General features: G+C 48.1%; 21 protein-coding genes, 1 tRNA gene and 1 pseudogene. 9 read left to right on the top strand and 14 right to left on the bottom strand.

From position 1 onward, the window contains the following. Positions 1–32 precede the first annotated feature (32 nt). Positions 33–299: a DUF72 domain-containing protein gene (locus tag U5R06_14780; protein ID MDZ7724030.1), complete on the top strand. Its 267-nt coding sequence runs from the start codon at positions 33–35 to the stop codon at positions 297–299. Continuing rightward, on the top strand, positions 274–726 hold the full coding sequence (locus U5R06_14775; protein ID MDZ7724029.1) for a T9SS type A sorting domain-containing protein: 453 nt from the start codon (positions 274–276) through the stop codon (positions 724–726). Before U5R06_14780 ends, U5R06_14775 begins: the two co-directional genes overlap by 26 nt. Positions 727–801: 75 nt before the next feature. On the opposite strand, the gene U5R06_14770 is transcribed toward U5R06_14775, so the two are convergent. The 6 genes and pseudogenes from U5R06_14770 to U5R06_14745 all read right to left on the bottom strand — a co-directional run bounded on the left by U5R06_14770 (position 802) and on the right by U5R06_14745 (position 6,177). Beyond that, on the bottom strand, positions 802–2,193 hold the full coding sequence (locus U5R06_14770) for a sulfatase (protein ID MDZ7724028.1): 1,392 nt from the start codon (positions 2,191–2,193) through the stop codon (positions 802–804). An 88-nt stretch (positions 2,194–2,281) separates the two neighbouring features. Further along, positions 2,282–2,449 (bottom strand): hypothetical protein, encoded by a 168-nt coding sequence (locus U5R06_14765; GenBank protein ID MDZ7724027.1) that lies wholly within the window; start codon positions 2,447–2,449, stop codon positions 2,282–2,284. After that, positions 2,442–2,601: pseudogene (locus tag U5R06_14760) on the bottom strand (zinc-binding alcohol dehydrogenase family protein). The gene U5R06_14765 and the pseudogene U5R06_14760 overlap by 8 nt, the downstream one beginning before the upstream one ends. Positions 2,602–2,641: 40 nt before the next feature. Beyond that, positions 2,642–3,040, bottom strand: coding sequence for a DUF2809 domain-containing protein (locus U5R06_14755; GenBank protein ID MDZ7724026.1), 399 nt, complete (start codon positions 3,038–3,040; stop codon positions 2,642–2,644). A 306-nt stretch (positions 3,041–3,346) separates the two neighbouring features. After that, positions 3,347–4,711: a BNR repeat-containing protein gene (locus U5R06_14750; GenBank protein MDZ7724025.1), complete on the bottom strand. Its 1,365-nt coding sequence runs from the start codon at positions 4,709–4,711 to the stop codon at positions 3,347–3,349. A gap of 188 nt (positions 4,712–4,899) precedes the next feature. Next, positions 4,900–6,177 (bottom strand): glycosyltransferase, encoded by a 1,278-nt coding sequence (locus U5R06_14745; GenBank protein ID MDZ7724024.1) that lies wholly within the window; start codon positions 6,175–6,177, stop codon positions 4,900–4,902. Between the two features lie 327 nt (positions 6,178–6,504). Between U5R06_14745 and U5R06_14740 the strand changes: the two genes are divergently transcribed. Beyond that, positions 6,505–7,074 (top strand): class I SAM-dependent methyltransferase, encoded by a 570-nt coding sequence (locus U5R06_14740; protein MDZ7724023.1) that lies wholly within the window; start codon positions 6,505–6,507, stop codon positions 7,072–7,074. Here the strand turns inward: U5R06_14740 and U5R06_14735 are convergent. The 6 genes from U5R06_14735 to U5R06_14710 form a co-directional block, all read right to left on the bottom strand. Then, on the bottom strand, positions 7,021–7,536 hold the full coding sequence (locus U5R06_14735) for a hypothetical protein (GenBank protein MDZ7724022.1): 516 nt from the start codon (positions 7,534–7,536) through the stop codon (positions 7,021–7,023). The two genes, U5R06_14740 and U5R06_14735, sit on opposite strands and share 54 nt — an antisense overlap. Then, positions 7,533–8,975: a hypothetical protein gene (locus U5R06_14730; GenBank protein MDZ7724021.1), complete on the bottom strand. Its 1,443-nt coding sequence runs from the start codon at positions 8,973–8,975 to the stop codon at positions 7,533–7,535. The genes U5R06_14735 and U5R06_14730 overlap by 4 nt, the downstream gene beginning before the upstream one ends. Before the next feature lie 139 nt (positions 8,976–9,114). After that, positions 9,115–9,699 carry a hypothetical protein gene (locus tag U5R06_14725; protein ID MDZ7724020.1) on the bottom strand — a complete coding sequence of 195 codons (585 nt, stop codon included), beginning with the start codon at positions 9,697–9,699 and terminating at the stop codon, positions 9,115–9,117. A gap of 43 nt (positions 9,700–9,742) precedes the next feature. Continuing rightward, on the bottom strand, positions 9,743–10,768 hold the full coding sequence (locus U5R06_14720) for an LPP20 family lipoprotein (GenBank protein ID MDZ7724019.1): 1,026 nt from the start codon (positions 10,766–10,768) through the stop codon (positions 9,743–9,745). A gap of 10 nt (positions 10,769–10,778) precedes the next feature. After that, positions 10,779–12,200: a hypothetical protein gene (locus tag U5R06_14715; GenBank protein MDZ7724018.1), complete on the bottom strand. Its 1,422-nt coding sequence runs from the start codon at positions 12,198–12,200 to the stop codon at positions 10,779–10,781. Positions 12,201–12,232: 32 nt separating this feature from the next. After that, complete coding sequence (locus tag U5R06_14710; protein ID MDZ7724017.1) at positions 12,233–12,754, bottom strand: penicillin-binding protein activator LpoB; 522 nt, start codon at positions 12,752–12,754, stop codon at positions 12,233–12,235. A gap of 416 nt (positions 12,755–13,170) precedes the next feature. Between U5R06_14710 and U5R06_14705 the strand changes: the two genes are divergently transcribed. The 6 genes from U5R06_14705 to U5R06_14680 all read left to right on the top strand — a co-directional run bounded on the left by U5R06_14705 (position 13,171) and on the right by U5R06_14680 (position 16,970). Next, positions 13,171–13,242: transfer RNA gene (locus tag U5R06_14705), tRNA-Ile, on the top strand. A 173-nt stretch (positions 13,243–13,415) separates the two neighbouring features. Continuing rightward, positions 13,416–13,937: a hypothetical protein gene (locus tag U5R06_14700; protein MDZ7724016.1), complete on the top strand. Its 522-nt coding sequence runs from the start codon at positions 13,416–13,418 to the stop codon at positions 13,935–13,937. Continuing rightward, positions 13,864–14,499 (top strand): hypothetical protein, encoded by a 636-nt coding sequence (locus tag U5R06_14695; protein MDZ7724015.1) that lies wholly within the window; start codon positions 13,864–13,866, stop codon positions 14,497–14,499. The genes U5R06_14700 and U5R06_14695 overlap by 74 nt, the downstream gene beginning before the upstream one ends. A 74-nt stretch (positions 14,500–14,573) precedes the next feature. Further along, entirely contained in the window at positions 14,574–15,470 is an 897-nt protein-coding gene (locus U5R06_14690) for a metallophosphoesterase (protein MDZ7724014.1), read from the top strand. Then, positions 15,424–16,293: a patatin-like phospholipase family protein gene (locus U5R06_14685; protein MDZ7724013.1), complete on the top strand. Its 870-nt coding sequence runs from the start codon at positions 15,424–15,426 to the stop codon at positions 16,291–16,293. The genes U5R06_14690 and U5R06_14685 overlap by 47 nt, the downstream gene beginning before the upstream one ends. A 146-nt stretch (positions 16,294–16,439) precedes the next feature. Next, on the top strand, positions 16,440–16,970 hold the full coding sequence (locus U5R06_14680) for a hypothetical protein (protein MDZ7724012.1): 531 nt from the start codon (positions 16,440–16,442) through the stop codon (positions 16,968–16,970). Between the two features lie 348 nt (positions 16,971–17,318). Here U5R06_14680 and U5R06_14675 read toward each other — a convergent pair whose 3' ends face one another. Both U5R06_14675 and U5R06_14670 read right to left on the bottom strand, forming a co-directional pair. Next, on the bottom strand, positions 17,319–17,618 hold the full coding sequence (locus tag U5R06_14675) for a type II toxin-antitoxin system RelE/ParE family toxin (protein ID MDZ7724011.1): 300 nt from the start codon (positions 17,616–17,618) through the stop codon (positions 17,319–17,321). Next, positions 17,606–17,851 carry a hypothetical protein gene (locus U5R06_14670; protein ID MDZ7724010.1) on the bottom strand — a complete coding sequence of 82 codons (246 nt, stop codon included), beginning with the start codon at positions 17,849–17,851 and terminating at the stop codon, positions 17,606–17,608. The genes U5R06_14675 and U5R06_14670 overlap by 13 nt, the downstream gene beginning before the upstream one ends. Positions 17,852–17,988: the final 137 nt, after the last annotated feature.

The raw sequence follows: 17,988 nt of genomic DNA, 5'->3' as shown, positions 1-17,988 counted from the left end.
ATCCTGGGCCGGGATTCTATATTCCGGGGAAAATGTTTCAGATTATTTATCAGAATTTTATCGCGGACACCCGGCCGTTTGTCTTTCGTCTGCACGGCCCGGACCGCAAAGGCATTGAACAGCAAACCGGCAAAGTCTGGAACCAGCGTGTTAACCGCAGGGATAACGAGCTGGAGCAGATGGCGGGCATTATAAAAAAATTTGAACTGGCCGGGCAGACTCTGTATGTCAATGTGAACAATCATTACGAGGGTTCGGCGCCGCTGACCATTGATGAACTGCAAAATAAAGTTATGTAACGATCATAGCCTCAACCCCTGTCGTTATTATTTAACAGACCGGAGAATAGAAGAGCGTGATTATTATTACAAAATTAAAGAGGTCTCTATCACCGGAACCAGTTCTTACTATGGGCCGGTGCATGTGGTCGGTCAACAGCTCATTCCGAGTGCCTATGCATTGTCGCAAAACTATCCGAATCCGTTTAATCCGTCAACCCGGATAGCGTATCAGCTTCCTGTGGAGTGTAAAGTCCGGATCGATGTCATTAATATAAATGGTAAGCGCGTACGCAGACTTTTGGATAGCAAAGTAGCTGCGGGTTACCATTCTGCTGTATGGGACGGCACGGATGAGACCGGGCAAAATGTACACAGCGGTGTCTATTTTATACGGTTACGCACTCCCGATTTTCAGCGTACACGTAAAATGATGCTTGTGCATTAGGAATAGCGTTACCACTACAGATATAGCGCTGACAATCCATAGGTTTATATGGTTCTAAGGAAAGCATAAAAATGTCTATTGTCCCCTTTTTTTCATATCCTGCGCTCCGACAGCGGTTCGCCACGTTTTGAGTTTTTTGTGGAGTTTTGACACCCGCTCAGGATTCTCCGCAGCCAGATTATGGTCTTCGCTGATATCCTGTTCCAGATCATACAATTCAACCGCTCCGGGTTGATGGATTCCGTCGATACTGTGTTCAAACCACTCGATCAGTTTGTATTTGCCCCTGCGTATTGCACCGGAAGGCGCCACACCTGATGTGTGATAGTGGGGATAATGCCAGTAAAGAGCATCTCTCTTGATTGCTCCGGTCTCTGTTAATAACGGAATCAAACTAATTCCGTCCCTGGTCTGGTCCGTGATGTCACGTCCGGCTATCTCTGCAAAGGTCGGGTAAAAATCAATGCTTATCACCGGAGTTTTGCATGTTGAGCCCGGCCTGATCTGTCCCGGCCATTTTACGATCAGCGGCACCCGAATGCCGCCCTCATAAAGCGCGGCTTTTCCGGCACGCAGCGGCTCCTGATCGGCTGCCCGCTCCAGTCCGCCGTTGTCGGAATAAAAAATAAAAACTGTATCATCCGCCAGATCCAGGTCCTGCAGTTTTTCCATAATCCGGCCCACACTGTTATCCAGCGTTTCGATCATGGCGCCGAGCACCGGATTGTTTTCCGGCAAGTCCGACCCCGGTTTGGATTTGTATTTTTCAATCAGGCTTTGTTTTTCCACGATTGGGGTATGAACCGAATTGTGTGACACAAACAGAAAAAACGGCTGATCTTTGTTTGCCTCGATAAATTTGAGAGATTTGTCTGTTATTTTTTGCACATTATGCGCATCATTTTCCGGTGTCTGCCATGCTTTGGCCATACGGGGTACCGGTTTATAGGTGACAAATGACTGATCAAAACCCTGTTTGTCCGGATTGTGTGATTCGCTTTCCGGCGGAAGCTTTTCCTTACTCAGATGCCATTTGCCGAACAAGGCGGTCTGGTAGCCCGCCTGCTTCATAGCTTCACCCATGGTGAATTCATCGAGTGCGAGGTACTTTGTCCAGTCGGGTTGCAGCAGTGTGCTGTTCTGTGGATCCGGATTGCCGGAGATAAAATCGGTTAAATGCAGACGCGCCGGATACTTGCCGGTCATAATGCTGGCGCGGGTAGGGGAGCAGACCGGCGCCGCCGCATAGGCATCGGTAAATTTCATGCCCTGTGCGGCCAGTCGGTTCATGTTGGGTGTTTCATAGTACTGGCTTCCGTAGCATCCCACCTGGCTCCAGCCGAGGTCGTCTGCCATGACAAATACGATATTTGGTTTTTTCCGCCGCGAACATCCGGATAAAAGTGAAACGGATGCTGCGGTTAATACGCCGAACTGTTTTAAAAAAGCTCTTCTCTTGAGTGCCATATGAAACTCCCTCTCTGAATGGGGCTGTTCTTTTTATTTTGTTGTGTATACAATATAACAGGAGCTGTGGCTTTAATCAATGAAAAAATTAAAAATGTTCCAGAATAATGTTTCCGATAGAGGTGCTGCTTTCGATGCGTTCATGAGCGCGTTTGAGATTTTCCGCATTGATGACGCCAAAATGATCCTGAAACGTGCTTTTGATGACTCTGCTGTCAACCAGATCCGCCAGTTCACTCAGGATTCGGTGGTTCATGCCGTTTTCTGATTTTGGTATCAATGGGATTGACAGCGATGGCCCTGACCCGAACCAACAGGTCTCTTTCCCCAGGGACCGGATAATTCTGTATCTATGAGTGACTCGTTCTCACGGATTGGTAATGACTGACGATAGCCCACGGCTTTCATTCCGTATTTCTCCCTTTTTCAAACAACGGTGTGGCGATTATTATTCGGAATGTTTCTGCCTGACCTGTTTGAGAACTGTCATCAAACCGGCAGAGATGACAAATCCAATCAGGTAATGCACATAATCCAGCCACGAGAAAGACGTGCCCAGCATGGCCCGGCCCAAAAAACTCTGTCTCAGTTGCTCAAGCCAGGCCGGATGCCATAGCTGTGCAAACTCCAGGATACATGTGATCAGGAAAATGATTCCCGCAATGATCAGAGGATGCCCTTTTGAATACAACAGGTAAAGAAACAATGACCAAAAGATCACATAAATAATGCCGCCCAGTGAATGGTTTACCCATTGGCCGAGAGGACCTGTGTATGCTTTGGTCGCCAGTCCAACCGGGATCAATAGAACGAGAAAAAGAAGTGCAATTTTTTTGTCCGGTTTCATTCGTGGCTCCTTTGACCAGTTCAATACGTTCAATATGAATCGTATAATATCCGTTATGATTCGATGCAGAGCCCCGGCCGGTATTGGCGAGGATAATATTGACATTGCTCAGGCCTGCTCCGCTGGTACGCTCCGTTATGCGGCCGCTCACAGAGCCCGTTTCCGCAGCACCACCCGTCAGAACTGCAGCAAGGATTAAACGCATAACAAAGGGGGATCGAATTGCGTTCATTGTTCTTTTCCTCGGTGTCGGTTTTATTATGATTTTTTCTGATTTGAAAAAAGCATCTGGAATGCCGGGTTTGTTTAACGTTGTGCCGTATTTTTTAATTGGTAGACCCGCAGTCTGGAATTTTCCGGAAATGATCTGTTTGCGGGCTGATCCCGATTGACCGGCAGGGTCTCCCAGCGCATTACATAATCTGCATTGTCGGACGGTTGATCGCCGCTGTCTTTGCACCAGCGAACCGTCATTCCTTCAATATCGGATTCCGGTTTCTGCAGATGAACCGGATACCTCGGCGGCAGATCCACAGAGCCTCTGACCTCCAGGGTCTCCGGATCCAGTTCCCAGGTTCCGCTGCCCTGAATCGAGTGAGTCCAGGATTGGACCAGTCTGCCGTCCGTCAGCATAACCAGCGGGCCGGCTTTTATTTCACATTCAATGGCGCCCGTGCCCCGGAAAGACCAGCGGGTCATCCAGGGACTGAGCGCGCGGATATTCCATTTTTTATTCTTCCAGCGGGCGAGGAATATTTGACTGTAACCGTTCTCATCATATTTATGATAAATGACCACCGGCCGCCCATCCGGATCAAAACTGACTTTATGTCCCATGTTGATCAAACCCTGATTCGGCGGCACCGGATCCACAATCACCTCTTTATCATCAGGCATTACAGGCAGGGACACCGGTTTGCCGGCAGCTGTCTCCCAGTGTACAAAATCGCGGCTGCGCATATACGAGATATCATGATTGGAACGCGCATCCGGATTGTTGCGCCACATCCAAACAAGATGAAAATATCCATCCGGCCCGTTGACCGGAGGCGCCGGGTAAGCGTTCATGCTGTGCGCCCGGCCGTCCAGCAGGGGGGTGTCCAGCAGCCGTTCCAGTCTGCGCGTGCTCTCGCTGTATCGATGGACCAGGCGTTCCCCGTTGCCGCTGCCGCCGTTGCGGTACATGAACAGCAGGTTGCCCTGCGCGTCGTGCATGAATCGGGGATACGTAACCCTGGTTTCGGCGTCACCTGTCATCCTGTGTATAGGGTCCAGTGTTGCAACATCGAGCGGATTTTGACTGCGGAAATAGACCAGACTATCATTGTGCATATTGCCGCTGACGTGAAGACAACTGTCGCGGTCGATTGCCAGGGTTACATAATTATGCGAGTCCCAGCCCAGAGTTGAGGGGAGATGCTTGTAGTGCCAGATTGAATCCCCGAGTCCGCGCGCTGCTACCGTCATTTGCCGGTTGGCATCATAATAAGCCACAAATTGATGATCATTTCGGGTCAATAAACAGAAACCGACCGGATGTCCGGCCCATACTTTGTCCACATCAATCTGCTCAAGAATTTGCGGCTCTTTGTGTGAATCGCACGTCATTACCGTCGCGATCAATAAAAGTAATAAAACCGGGATGTTGCATGACTGGAGTTTGCACAGCATTTTACTATCCTTTTAGCTAACAAGATTTAAATTGTAAACAAGATAAGAAAAAGGGTCTTTATTTCCAAGTCTGTGATATGTGATTTCTTGAGGTATGGGGCAAAAGATACCTGCGGGAAGGGGATGCGTGTACAGCGGGATTTCATCTCACATCATTTTTATCAAAATCACCCTGTAATGACCGGCGATTACAGGGCATTAATGACCATTCCAGCTAAAGCCGTCGCTCTGGTTCCGGTTGGCTGATACTGTTTGCTTTCCAGAACCTCGGTGAACAGATCGATGTAGTCGGAGAGCAGCCGCGTGATCAGAAAATGCTCCCTGACCCGTTCTTTGGCGTTTCTGCCGATGATCCCGGCTTTTTTTGGATGGGAAAGAAGAGTCGTCACCCGATTGGCGGCCGCGTCAATATCCTGTGGACCCACCAGATAACCGGATACCCCGTCTTTGATCTGCAAGGGGATACCGCCGACCCGGGATGCCACCACCGGTGTGCCTTTCCACATGGCCTCTGATACGGTCAGGCCGAATCCCTCGCGTTTTGATTTTTGCAGGATCACGGATGATTCGCGCTGCAGCGCATTCACCAGCAGAGGATCATCTCCGCGTACGAACAAGACATCACCGCTTGCAATCTCATCCGCAGCCAGATGACACATTTCCTCGTAGACCCGGACACCTTCCGGATCATCATCTGCTGAATTGAAACAGAACAGCATGCGCGCATCGCATGTTGCTTTTACTTTTTTATAGACCTCGAGTACACCCCGGGGATCTTTCCAGGGATCAAACCGGGACACCTGAGTGATCAATGGTTTGTCGCGCGGAATTTGATATTTTTGAAAAAGACTGGTGATTTGCCGGCCAGAAAGTTCACGATTTTTATCGGAGAGCGGATCAATGGCAGGCTGGAATACATGCTGTTCAACATCGACGTCAGCTTTGCGGTATTCCGGAGTAGAGACGATCATCCGGTCGTATTCTGCGACAAACGGCCGCAGATGCTCCCAGAAATCGGGATTCGGCCGGGTTAGATCGATGTGACAGCGCCAGATCCAGGGCTGTGTTTTTTCATGCAGATGAACCTGCGGTAAAGGCTGCGGATCGTGGATGATCACAATATCATGATTAATCGGAGAAAAATCCGCATAATAGCTGTTGGTTTGGTGATATATTTCTTTTTCCCAGTCCGACAAGGTCCCGGCCTGACCCTGCAGACTGTTGTGTATTTTTTTGGTTACTTTGAAAAACGGTTCTTTTCCCGCTAAAATCCGCCATTCCGCGTCAATACCCAGACTCTGCATCAAGGCTACGAGTTGCTGTAAAATTTCTGCTACACCGCCTCCGCTGCGGGTGGAATTGACGTGCAGTATACGTTTACCGGACAGATGTCGGCTTTTATCCAGTATGGTTTCTACAGCCTTGTCACCGATAATGCTTCGATATGATTGTAGTTGCTTTGCCATGCTATATCCTTTTCCTTTTCCTGTTCCTATCCGGTCTTTGCAGAAACTATGCCAAGTATCGCTTGAAAATATGACACTAATACAAGTTCAAAATAAACAGTAGTATACCGTGTTTAATAAATGCGGTGGAATACCGATAAATAATATTTATAAATGAATTGCGTGAAATGTGTATAAATTGTGAACAAATATCGTTTTTAGGGCCAATAGAATGATGGATATTGAACACATTTGATACCGGATTGCAGACGATTGACCTGTGTTTTTATTTGATTTTAAACCGGAAAATTCTGTATATTGGCATGGCTAGGACTAACAGGATAGAGTATGGATCTTTGGGCCGTTAAATCTATTTTTTATTCAAACCGGACACTGCCCTTTGTATCCCGGATTCTTGTGCGGGAAAAACAGAATCTGCGGGAACTAATTTTGGCTGCTGATCCGGACAAAGGTCTGATGCTGGATGTCGGTACCGGCCTGGGACACACTTTGGACGTGCTGCCCGTTTCTAAAGAGACCATCTGTCTGGATGCGTCCAAATCGATGCTGAAAAAACTGCGCAGCCGTCGGGACAATCGTCTGCTGTGCGCCGATGCTGTACGTCTGCCTTTTCAGCATGCATCGTTTTCTTTTGTTTCATGTATCGGTGTTTGCGAGTATGTACCGGATATTTATACATTATTTCAGAGTCTGAACCGGGTGCTTGTATCCGGCGGCTTTCTGTTAATCACATCTGCGCCGGATAATTTCTGGAGTGCGTGCCGTGGCTTGCTGGGACCTTCGCTGTTTACCATGACATCTGAGGAATTTATATATACCGCCGGGACATCCGGGCTCGAGCTGTTACACGATCGGCGTTCCATGATGCAGAATCAGTTTTTGTTTTGTAAACCCTGATCTGCCTGCATCCCGGGTTGAGGATTGTCGGGGTTCGGTTTGGAGGGAAAGGGGAGATTCGAGCAGCACTTTTACGTCCCATACATCGTTGCACTGCTCTCTATGCACAGCCCGTATGACACCTAAAACCTCTTTGTGTAACGAGTCCGGGGGGAATCCCGGAAATTGTTGCTCGGCAAGTTGAACCCGGGCGTTCAGCACGGCTTTTTTTTGGGCTATTTCGGGACTGGAAGAACGCCCTGTTCCGATCATGTAAAGATATCCGGATTTGCGTTGGACATGATTTGCCCAGTCGGGCAGGCTGTCTGCGGCTGTCCGGAAGACAGCGCTGTCGATTAGGGCTTCGGAAGCGGGCGCCCCGGATGCAGGCGGCTCTGTGTCTTTCCCGGAACATCCGGTCAGGCCGATCAGCAGGGCGCCCAGCAGCAGTCCCCTGATCGGCTTTATGTTGATGCGTCTCAATATTCAATCACGTTCGGCCGAACCGAGGCAAACTGCGGCATGGCTGTTCCCGGAGACGCGTTGATATACGTCGGATCGCAGATCACGAATCGTTTGCCCCTGTAGGTTACAGTGTTCCCAAATGCAGGCTCACCCAAATACACAGCAGTTGCCACATGTCCGGGATAATCCAGGAGTACAACGTCGGTCCTGACAAGTCGGCGTACCAGAAACGCAAACAGGATGGACCGGTCTTCGCAATCTGAACTGGGATAGTGCAGTGTTTCTTCCGGCAGCATGTACTTTTCAAATCCAAACTGCTGATCATCCGTTCTGTAATGGAAAGCGGTTTGTGCCAGACGTAGCAAAAAATTGACCGCTTCGACTTTGGTCTTGTTTTCAACATACGGGCGCAGCGCCTGAATCAGAGATCGCTGAAACGATGTGGATGGATTTGATCTGAAAAATAATTCCAGCTCGGTTTGCGGATAATCCGAGAGAAAATCAACAGCATTTCTTGAATATTTGATATTGAGATTAACAGTCTCGCCTTTATAGTTGAACTTTAGGTTTCTGACTTGATTTTTGCGTGTCACACGCGGGAGTGCTGTTAGAGACAGATCAAATTGCTTTTCATTGCCGGTGTACTGCCCGCGGTAGGTGTAGATGCGTTTGCGTTTGTTCAGCTTGTTTTCAAATCCGAAAAAGTAAAATTTTTGTCCGTCCACCATCACATACGGCGCTTCATAAATAACCTGAGTGGAGGGTACCAGAAGCAGAATTGAATTATCCTGAAAAGCCAGTTTAATATCATAGCCGCTTTTGTTCAACAGAAACCAGTCCAGTACAAGCTGTTTGTTGATGTTATAGGGAGCGGTTTTTTCACTGAACGCGTGATAGAGCAGCATGTGACCCCAGTCGTTCAGCTTCATCTGGTTTGCGATATATTTCAGCTGCCTCAGGGTTGTTGAATGCGGGTGACTTGCCAAAGTGCGCCAGGCTTCTGCGATACCGGTGTTAGTGATAGGGGTTGACGGTGTCCAGTCCGGCAGGGATGCAAAATTGACGGAACAGTACGCATCGTAAAACGGAAACTGGATCTTGGGCTTGTTTTGAACCGCTGCGCGGGCGTTGGGCTGCGGCGCTTTTTCAGCAGATTGCACCGATAAGGGGGGGACGCTGACGGTCTCATCGGTAGAGTGTTCCTGCGGGGCTTTATCCGGAGCAACGGGCATGGTTTTGGGTTTCGGCGCTTTGTCGGGTTCAATTCCCTGAAATGCCTGAAAAGCTTCCCAGTCTTTTTTCAAAAAGTCCATAAATGCGCGGTCCTGTTCCTCGAGATAATTTTCATAGGCCTGCTGATCCTTTTCCAGCCACTTTTTAAAATCGTCCTGGGCGGATAAAAACCGGCAGGGAACTGTTAACAGGAGCATAAAAACTAAAAGTCGTAACGCTTTCATAGTCAACTCCGCTGATGTCTTTGTGCAATTAAAATGCAGCTTGCAGGCCTGCATTGAAACAAACATATAGACTGTTAATAGATTGTGATTCTCATTGAAATGCAGAAAAAAAAGGCGGGACATGTCCCGCCTTTTGATCCTAGTAACCTTGTTGTTCTTCGTAATCAGACATTTCCTGTTTGAGCTCATCGTACGCCTGCGAAGCCCTGAAACGTTCGTACAGTTTCTTGTCCTTGTTCTGCAGTTCATCCAGAATGGACATGTTGACTTTGTTGGGTTCGATGGCAACCAGAGCACCACAGGTAAACTGAGCGCTTTCGGTTTTGTAGTATTTTGCTTTTTTGACCACAGCGCCGGCAAGCACTTGACTGCTCAGAGTTTTGGTTACGGTTGTGAATGCCTCGTTGATCTCGGAATCATCAGCGCTGCCGATTTCCTCCTGGAATGATTTGTTCATACGCTGAACTTTGGCATTAAAGATTTCGGCAAGACCGCCGCGTGCGTCTGTAGTGGCTTTTTGTTTTGCCAGATCCTGACGGGCCGAGGTGCCCTGTCCGACTGCGGCAACACCGCCGGCATCGATGATGGCATTGGCCTCATTGATCAGATCCTGGAACGGATCTTCAAAAGCCTGAGGGCCGCCCGAACCTTTGCTGCCCCCGCATGAAGACACCAATGCGATGCTGAAAATGCCCACTGCCAGTAATAAAAAAGCGCGTTTCATAATACATCTCCTTTCGGTTAAGATAATGAAAAACGTATTGACGTTATAATGATTGCAGATACTCTGTAAATTGTCGGTAAAAATCCTTGTTCAGTTTGGTTTGGATGGTGTTCATCATTTTGGCAATCGCCTGGCTTTCCGAAATGCCCACGGTCCGGTTTTTCAGGGAAAAGGTGTTCAAACCGTATTGATTCACTGTATCATAGACATTCAGCGTCAAATTCCAGTTGTAACCGGTCACATCGTCCCGGTTCAGGTTGGCGCGCATCAGGTCCAGCGAGGCATTGATCTCAAAATCCGGCGAGCTGTTGATCTTGAATCCGATCCGCCCGATCACGGATTTGATATAATCGCTGATTTCCTGTTCATGCGAACCGCTCACATTCACGGCGACGCTGATCCGGTTTAACAGCTCTCTTCGGGTCTGCTGCAGCTGGCTCATGGGGATCGGCGGCTCAATCGGTTCGCCGCTGACATTGATGATCTGGTATTGGGCGTCCAGAACCCGGTTGACCTCCTGCAAATTGATGGCTTTTTGCAAATAAGCATAGCGGCTCAGTTTATTGTCCGCCGCCTGATATTGGTCATAATACTCGATGGTTCGCCGATTGTTGCGTTCGATTTCTGTGCGGAACAGTTCTTCTGTTTCCAGCCGGTCGAGATAAGCCAGTACGTAATACAATCCCTCTTTATCATAAAAAAATGATTTTTCGATGGTGATGTTTTTCAATTTCTGATTGCTGCCCACCCGGGTCTTGTTCAGCATCTGCGATGTAAAGCTGATGCCCTCTTTGTCTTCAAGGTATTCCTCTACCAGCGTTTCATCCACATCGACTTTGGCCTGAAAAATTTTGGCAATGGCGCCAATCGCGTTGTTTTCCGCAGAGGTTCGTGTATCTCCGGTACCGATTCCCACCAGATACATACTCTGCGGATAGGAATCATGCGGATGATGCACCCAGTTCGGCAGCTGGTCTCCGGAAGATGTTCCTTTGTTCTGAGATGAAGATGAATATGTACATTGAAACAAGACAAGAGTAAAAATGAATAAACTGATCAGTCGGCTCATTCTGTCCTCTTTAAATTAGTAATGCCGTGTTTAAAATATTGACCCCTTTGTCAATGGTATAGTTATCCCATTGCATGCGTTTGAGGATCATATTATTCTTGTTATAGAATTCTAATACGATAGTATGGCTTCCGGGATTCACTTTAAATTCTCCGGCGAAACATAAATTCGGCATGGTGCGCCAGTAACGCAGATCTGCGTTTTCCGTGGCATCCACGCCTGCATCCACGGTGGCATCCATGAGCATACCCAGAATGGATCCTTCCTCTACACCGGCTTCTTTTCGCAGCTTTTTCTTTGCTTCTGCGGCAGCCAGGCCTTTGACCACGGTGCGGGTAATGGTTTTGAAATAGATAATGTTTCGGCGTATCTCAAACGTATGTTTGGCGATATGGCCCATGTTTTCCAGCAGGTCCAGATTGCCCATCGGATTTCCGTCCACAATGACACGAATGCGCTTAACCTCAGAGCCGTTGTTTTTCAGCACCGGTAGCGAAAATTTAAAATGGTAGCCCTCTTCCATGCCCGGAAACGGATAGGTTGCATTGGGAACCGGTGATCCCAGAACACTGATACCGATCATGTTCTTATAGGTTGTGATTTTGCCGCCGACCGCTTCTTTTGTCGGAGCCTGCCCTGTGAATACCATGCATGCCAGACGTGTATCCTCGAGTTCGCGTTCCCATTTCATCATATTTGATGACATGGTTTTAAACTGTTGCTGAAGAAAAGCAGGAGGCTGGTGGTCATAAACATCTCTGTGAGTCTGCCACGCTTGTCTGAGATTGGCCAGCGAAATGCGGCTGTTATCTACCTCTCCTGTCATTCGAAATGCCAGGAAGCTCAGGTAATGGGCGAGCGCATCATTATGAAATTTTATATTGTCTGCCTGAATTTTGACCTTGGAATCTTCTGACTTGTTCATGTCAGATATCATCTCTGCGTATTTGTCTTCCAATTCCTGCAATTTATTGCTGATCTGACGCGCTTCCACGTACACACCGTCTATATTATCAAGGTTGAGATAGTTCAGCGCCTGAAATATATTGACATACAGCATTTCGTAAATTTCGCCATAGTAAGGAAGAGCGTTATCGTTTAACAGGAGCGAGGTCGCAGCTTTGGAAACACTTTGAGTGAACAGTTCTTCCATGGCCTGCTCAGCCTGGTTAAGGTGTTCAATGCTTTCTTGATACTTGCCCTGATAGTACAATAGCGCTCCCTTGTCCAAATAAAAAAGAGCACGGTCTTTTTTGGTGTACTCGTTGCGTTCTCGTCCCTGATCGACTAATGCAATGGCCTGTTCATAGTCAGCCTGCTTCAAGTGTGTTTTTACAGGCTCGAAATACGCAACATTGGTGCGCATACTGGAACAGGCCAGTATCAGCCCGAAAACCACAGCCGTCGTACAGTAAAAGAGTCTTTTTCGCATTGATCCTCCAGATCAATTCATGAATGCAGAACCTACCAGCCGTATCTGTCCTGTTCGATCAGTTTTTTGATTTTTTTATCACCCATCCATACTTTGGTGTTTTTTTCAAGATCAATGAGCTCCAGATCGACCTGATAAAAGACAGTTTTTTTACCTTCAAACGAATCGACAATGGAATTTATTGTCCCTTGCATCATATAATCGGCGCCGGTTTCATTGGCCAGCTGTTTGGCGGTTTCCATGGAGGCAAAACTCTGCTGATCCAGACGTTCTTCCCGGATTTGCTCCCGCTGTTCCGAAGAGGCCACAAAGCTCACCTGATCGCTGTTGATCAGCTCACGTTCAATATCCTTGATAAATGCATCGACAGGAATATGCTCACTGCTCTTGTTGCGTATGCTGCCCACAATCACCACAGGTTTTTCATTGTTTGCCGTGACAAAATTGCCCAGCCAGGGACGGGATAATACATCCCGAACCATGGCTTCGGCGGTTATTCTGGAATCTGTGTCATTCCAGCGCCCGCTGATGTCTGTTGCTTCATCCGCGCGCATTCGTGATACACTTCGGGAACTGCCCGCACAACTGAAAAGCACAACTGTCATTAACACTAACGATACAACACCGATAACTTTTTTTCTAACGCTGATTTTCATAACCCTGATCTCCCAAGTCTCATCGAATTCTAGTTGTTTACAATGGCTCGTCCTGCCATTGTTTCTGTGAAATACCGACATTAAAGGTAAAATATCTCTGATAAACATTTTAGGTTTCAACATTTCAAAAGCGTTCCTTTATTTCGCTGCCCCGCTAATATTTTAGACATTTTAACGCTTTCTCACATCAAAGTCAAGAATAATGTTGCCAATGTAAAACATTGTCATGCGTTCGCCCTGCCCTTTTAACCCTGTGCTAAAAAAACTTGAATTTTATTATTTTTATTCTTATTATAAAAGACTTGATACGAACGGGGCCCATAGCTCAATGGTAGAGCAGCGGACTCATAATCCGTTGGCTGTAGGTTCGAATCCTACTGGGCCCACTGCAGTTTCGACGCATCAATGCTATAGCAGCTCTTGAACAGGGTTGCTTTTTTTGTTTCAGCCCCGAAGCAAGGCAGGATGATGGCCGATCGGGCCCGGATGCAGCGCAGGTTTTCTGCGCGTGTGGGCGCGACTTGATCTCAACTGCGGATTTTCGCTATGGAGTTCTGATATGTTAAAGCCCCGTATTCTTCATATCGCTCCGGCCAATACCTCGGGTGTGCCGGGGCATTTTGTACAGGCGGAGCGCCGGCTTGGCTATGACAGCCGGCTGGTCACGCTGTTCAGTGACCAGCGCAATTATTTTTCCGACATCTGCCTGAATCTCCCGTTTATTGACATGCCGCTGGTACGGCGTGTGAAACAACTCGTTTCCCATCCGGATAAACTGATGATCAGCAACCAACTTTGCAGACCGGAACAGATTCCCGTCACCTGGACGCCCCACAGTCGCGCTGAGGCTGTGTTTGTCCGGTGGCGCGACCGGCTGTGGAAGCCGCGCATCGAACGCGCGGTTCGTAAGTATGCGCTGGACCACTTTGATGTGATCCAGCTGGACGGCGGGATCAGGGCTGTACCGCAGCGGCGATTTTGTGCGGCGCCGGCATGCAAAAGGCTGCATGCTGATCTGCTGTTACACCGGCAGCGATCTGCGCACGCGCGGTGTTATTCCGGAAATCGATGCGGAAAGTGATCTTAATCTGAGCGTAGAGTTTGATCACGTTCATCTGCACCCGGATATCCGGCATATCCCTTTTCCCTTTGATGTTTCCCTTGAGCAGCGCCATCAGCATCATGACAACACACAGCCGGTGCGTATCGGTCATGCGCCCACCAACCGCGCCGCCAAAGGCAGTGATCTGATCATTCCGGTGCTCGAACAACTGGAACGCGATGAAAACACGCAAACCGTTTTAATTGAAAATATGCCGTATGATCAGGCCATGCAGGCCAAACAAAGCTGTGATCTTTTCGTCGATCAGATCGGCGATCTCGGATACGGCATCAACGCTCTGGAAGCTCTGGCCATGCACATTCCGGTGGCGTCCTGTCTGGCGGAGGGATTTACAGCGCGCTATCCGGATCATCCCTTTGTCCCGGTTAATGCGGAAAACCTGTACGCCCGGCTTTTGCCGCTGATCCGGGAGCCTGATCGGCGTCGGAAAACAGGCGAACAGGGCGCCGACTGGGTCGCGCGCACGCATGATTCACTGCAGGTGGTCCGGCGTATCCATGCGCTTGCCGGCATTGCCTGAATCGGACAGGAAATACGCAGGAATTTGTTACTGTTTTAGAATGGAAAGGCTTACCTTATCCAGATGGAGGTGATATGAAACGATTGAGTGTTATGCTGGTTCTGGCGCTCGGTCTGAACGCTGCAGAACACGCTTCTTTTTCTTTTGTGTTTATGACAGATATCCATGTCCAGCCGGAACGCAAAGCCGGTGAAGGATATCTTGAAACTATCAAAACCGTCAATCAAATCAGCCCGGATTTTGTGATCACCGGCGATGATCTGATTATGGATGCCCTGGGGGTTCGGCAGAGTCGCGCCGACAGTCTGTTCACGATGTATAATGATCTCACCCAACAACTCGGGATGCCGGTGTTTCATACACTGGGGAATCACGAAGTGTTTGGACTGTATGAAAAAAGCGGCGTCTCTCCGCAGCATCCTCTGTACGGGAAAGCCATGTTCCGGCACGTGATGGGATATGACCGCACCTATCATTCTTTCGATTATGAGGGATGGCATTTTATCTGTCTGGATGCGGTCGCATATACGCCGGAACGCCGATATTACGGTCATATCGATTCGCTGCAACTGGATTGGCTGAAATCGGATCTGGCGGCTCTGGAACCCGGCACACCGGTGGTGGTGTTCACACATATCCCGTTTCTCAGCGTGTTCACCCAGATTCAGCAGGGTGCAACCGCCGGCAATGATTCAGGAATGGTGATTGTCAATTCAAAACCGGTGCTCGAGGTTCTGAATGATTACAATGTCAAGCTGGTTTTGCAGGGCCATCTGCACGTGGTGGAATCTATTCAGTGGAAAAACACGCTGTTTGTCACCGGCGGTGCAGTTTCCGCCCGCTGGTGGACCGGTGCGCGCGCCGGCTTTGAAGAGGGATTTGTTGTGGTTGATATAAACGGAGATGAACTGAACTGGCGTTATCATGAATTGGACTGGCACGTTGAGCCGGGTCTGTATTCAGATGATTGACAGGGGAGAGGATTTTATGTTATTTAAACGCAGAAAACAACCGCGCATCGGTCTGGCGCTCGGCGGCGGCGGGGCGCGCGGACTGTGCATGATTGATTTTTTCAAAGTACTGGATGAATTTGAACTCAAACCGGTGGTCATTTCCGGAACCAGTATCGGTGCGATTATGGGATCGTTCTACGCCGCGGGATTTTCCGGAACGCGCATGCAGGAACTTTTGGACGAGATTGGATTATTTGAGTTTTCAAAATTAATAGATATCTCCCTGTTCACCCGCAAGGCGTTTCTCAAGGGCAAGGCTGTTCGCGAGTTTTTTCAGGAGCATATCGGAATAGAACTGTTTGAACAGCTAAAGATTCCACTGTATGTGGTGGCCACGGATTACTGGCGTCAGGAACAGGTGGTCATGGACCGAGGTGATCTCATCTCGGCGGTGCGCGCCAGTATGTCCATCCCCGGCATTTTTGAACCGGTGGAACGCGGCACCCGGGTGCTGGTCGACGGCGGCGCGGTAAATCCCCTGCCGCACGAGATCATTCGTGATCAATGCGATTATCTGATCGCGATTGATGTCAGCGGAAAGATTGCGCCGGTCAAAAACAAACGCATCCCGAGTATGTTCGACAGCGTCATGGGCACGTTTCAGACTCTGGAACATGCCCTGATCCAGCATCAGCTGGAACACAGCAAAGTGGATTATTATATCGCCCCCGATTTGACCAATATCGGAATTCTGGATTTTCACAAGGAAGAGCAGATTCGTGAGAGCGTTGAGCCGGATTTGAATGAATTCCGCAAACGGCTGAACTCCGATTTGCGTTAAAAGCCGTCGCTGTTTGAAGAAGGCGACGGTTGGCGCCAGGTGCGGCATAATTATTATTAGCTGCTGCTGGAGCTTTTTATCGAGAACTGGTCCGTTCCCTGGTATGAATATACTGAAAAACACGATCTGGACTGGACCGGACATTATTGGGAACACGGCTGCCCAACCCGCAACACGGCGGTGATAACATGGCCCTGTACGCCTGGCATCAACAGCTGGCGATTGATATGCTGTTCAATAATCATGAGGAGCGCCCGGATCAGTTCGGCAATGTGCGCGCTGTAAAGGAACAGGCCAGCATTGCCAACCAGCTTGGCCGCGAGCGTGCATTGTCCGAAACCTGTGGCGCAGCCGGGTGGGAATTGACCTTTGAGGATATGAAGCGTTTGGGCGACTGGAAGCACACCCTGGGTGTGAATTTTATGAACCAGCGCCTCGCTTATATAAATCTCGCCGGTGAGCGCAAACATGACTTTCCTCAGGGCATTTCATATCAAACGCCCTGGTGGGATCATTATAAGGTGCTGAATGATTATTTCGGTCGTCTCTCTGTGGCCCTTTTACAGGCTTTTATCCCGCTATCTGAAAAACGGCAAAGTGATTGCCTGTTCCGACCCGTTGCGCATGGACGGAACACCTTCGGAACCTGTGTGTCTTTTGGGAAATTTTCATCTTGAACCGGCTTCGCAGGGCTGGACTGTGGTGCCGGCCACGAATTTAAATCCGGGGTCCTGGAAAGGACAGGGTTGCCCTTTTATCCCTATGATCTGCTAAATTACGGACTGTATGATGCGTTTGAGGTTGTCGTGATAAAGTAGGGATAAAAAAATGGCGCCGGGTGTCAGTCCGCCTAGGGGGGGTCAGCAGCTGACGAGGGGAACCGGCGCCAACGGTTTACAATATGCGTAGGCCGGGATTTCGAAGCTCCAACCTATCAAACCGTTACAACTTTGAGTAAATGTACAAAAGTTTAATTTACCCATAATCCCGCGGCTTACGTATATTGCATGTTGTGCCTATGTTGCTTATCTCAATCTATCAGCTTTTAATAATCTTGCTGAATGATAAACTCGTAAAATATCAACTTGAAATTCATTAATTATTTTGTAAACAATCCGATAATTTCCAGAAATCACTTCTCTGATGATTTTTATATTTATTTCTGGAACTACCCGTCCAACATAAGGATTGTCAATAATATCTTGTGCTCGATTGTAGATTTTATTCACTGTGATTGACGCATATCGCACAGAATCTTTTGCTATGTAGTCAAAGATTTCTTTTAAATCTTCTATTGATAATTCAGTCCAAACTAACTTGACCATTTCTCAATCATATTTTTCACATCATCGTTTGAAATAGTTTTACCTTCATCCGATTGTCTAATGCCTTCTTCAATCTTTTCTACAAATATTAATTGTTCAATAAGCTCATCAATTGTAAATGAATCAGGAAGATTGTCAATTGATTGCCTTACAGCATTTTTAGTCAACATAACATTAGATTTTAATTTTATACAACTATAATAACTATTGACCCAAAAAAATTGATTTCTCAAATCTTCGTTGTTTCTTAATCTTATTCAGTCTTTGGTGTCCAATCGCATAAAGAATCATTAGAACCAATCCAAATACAAATCCTGGCATACAATATAGAACTAATCTATCCGCTTTGTCCAAATTTACAATCAGATAG

Source organism: candidate division KSB1 bacterium (assembly GCA_034521575.1).
GTDB lineage: Bacteria > Zhuqueibacterota > Zhuqueibacteria > Residuimicrobiales > Krinioviventaceae > JAXHMJ01.
The sequence above is the reverse complement of the archived record's forward strand: the minus strand, read 5'-3'. Positions and strand labels throughout refer to the sequence as shown.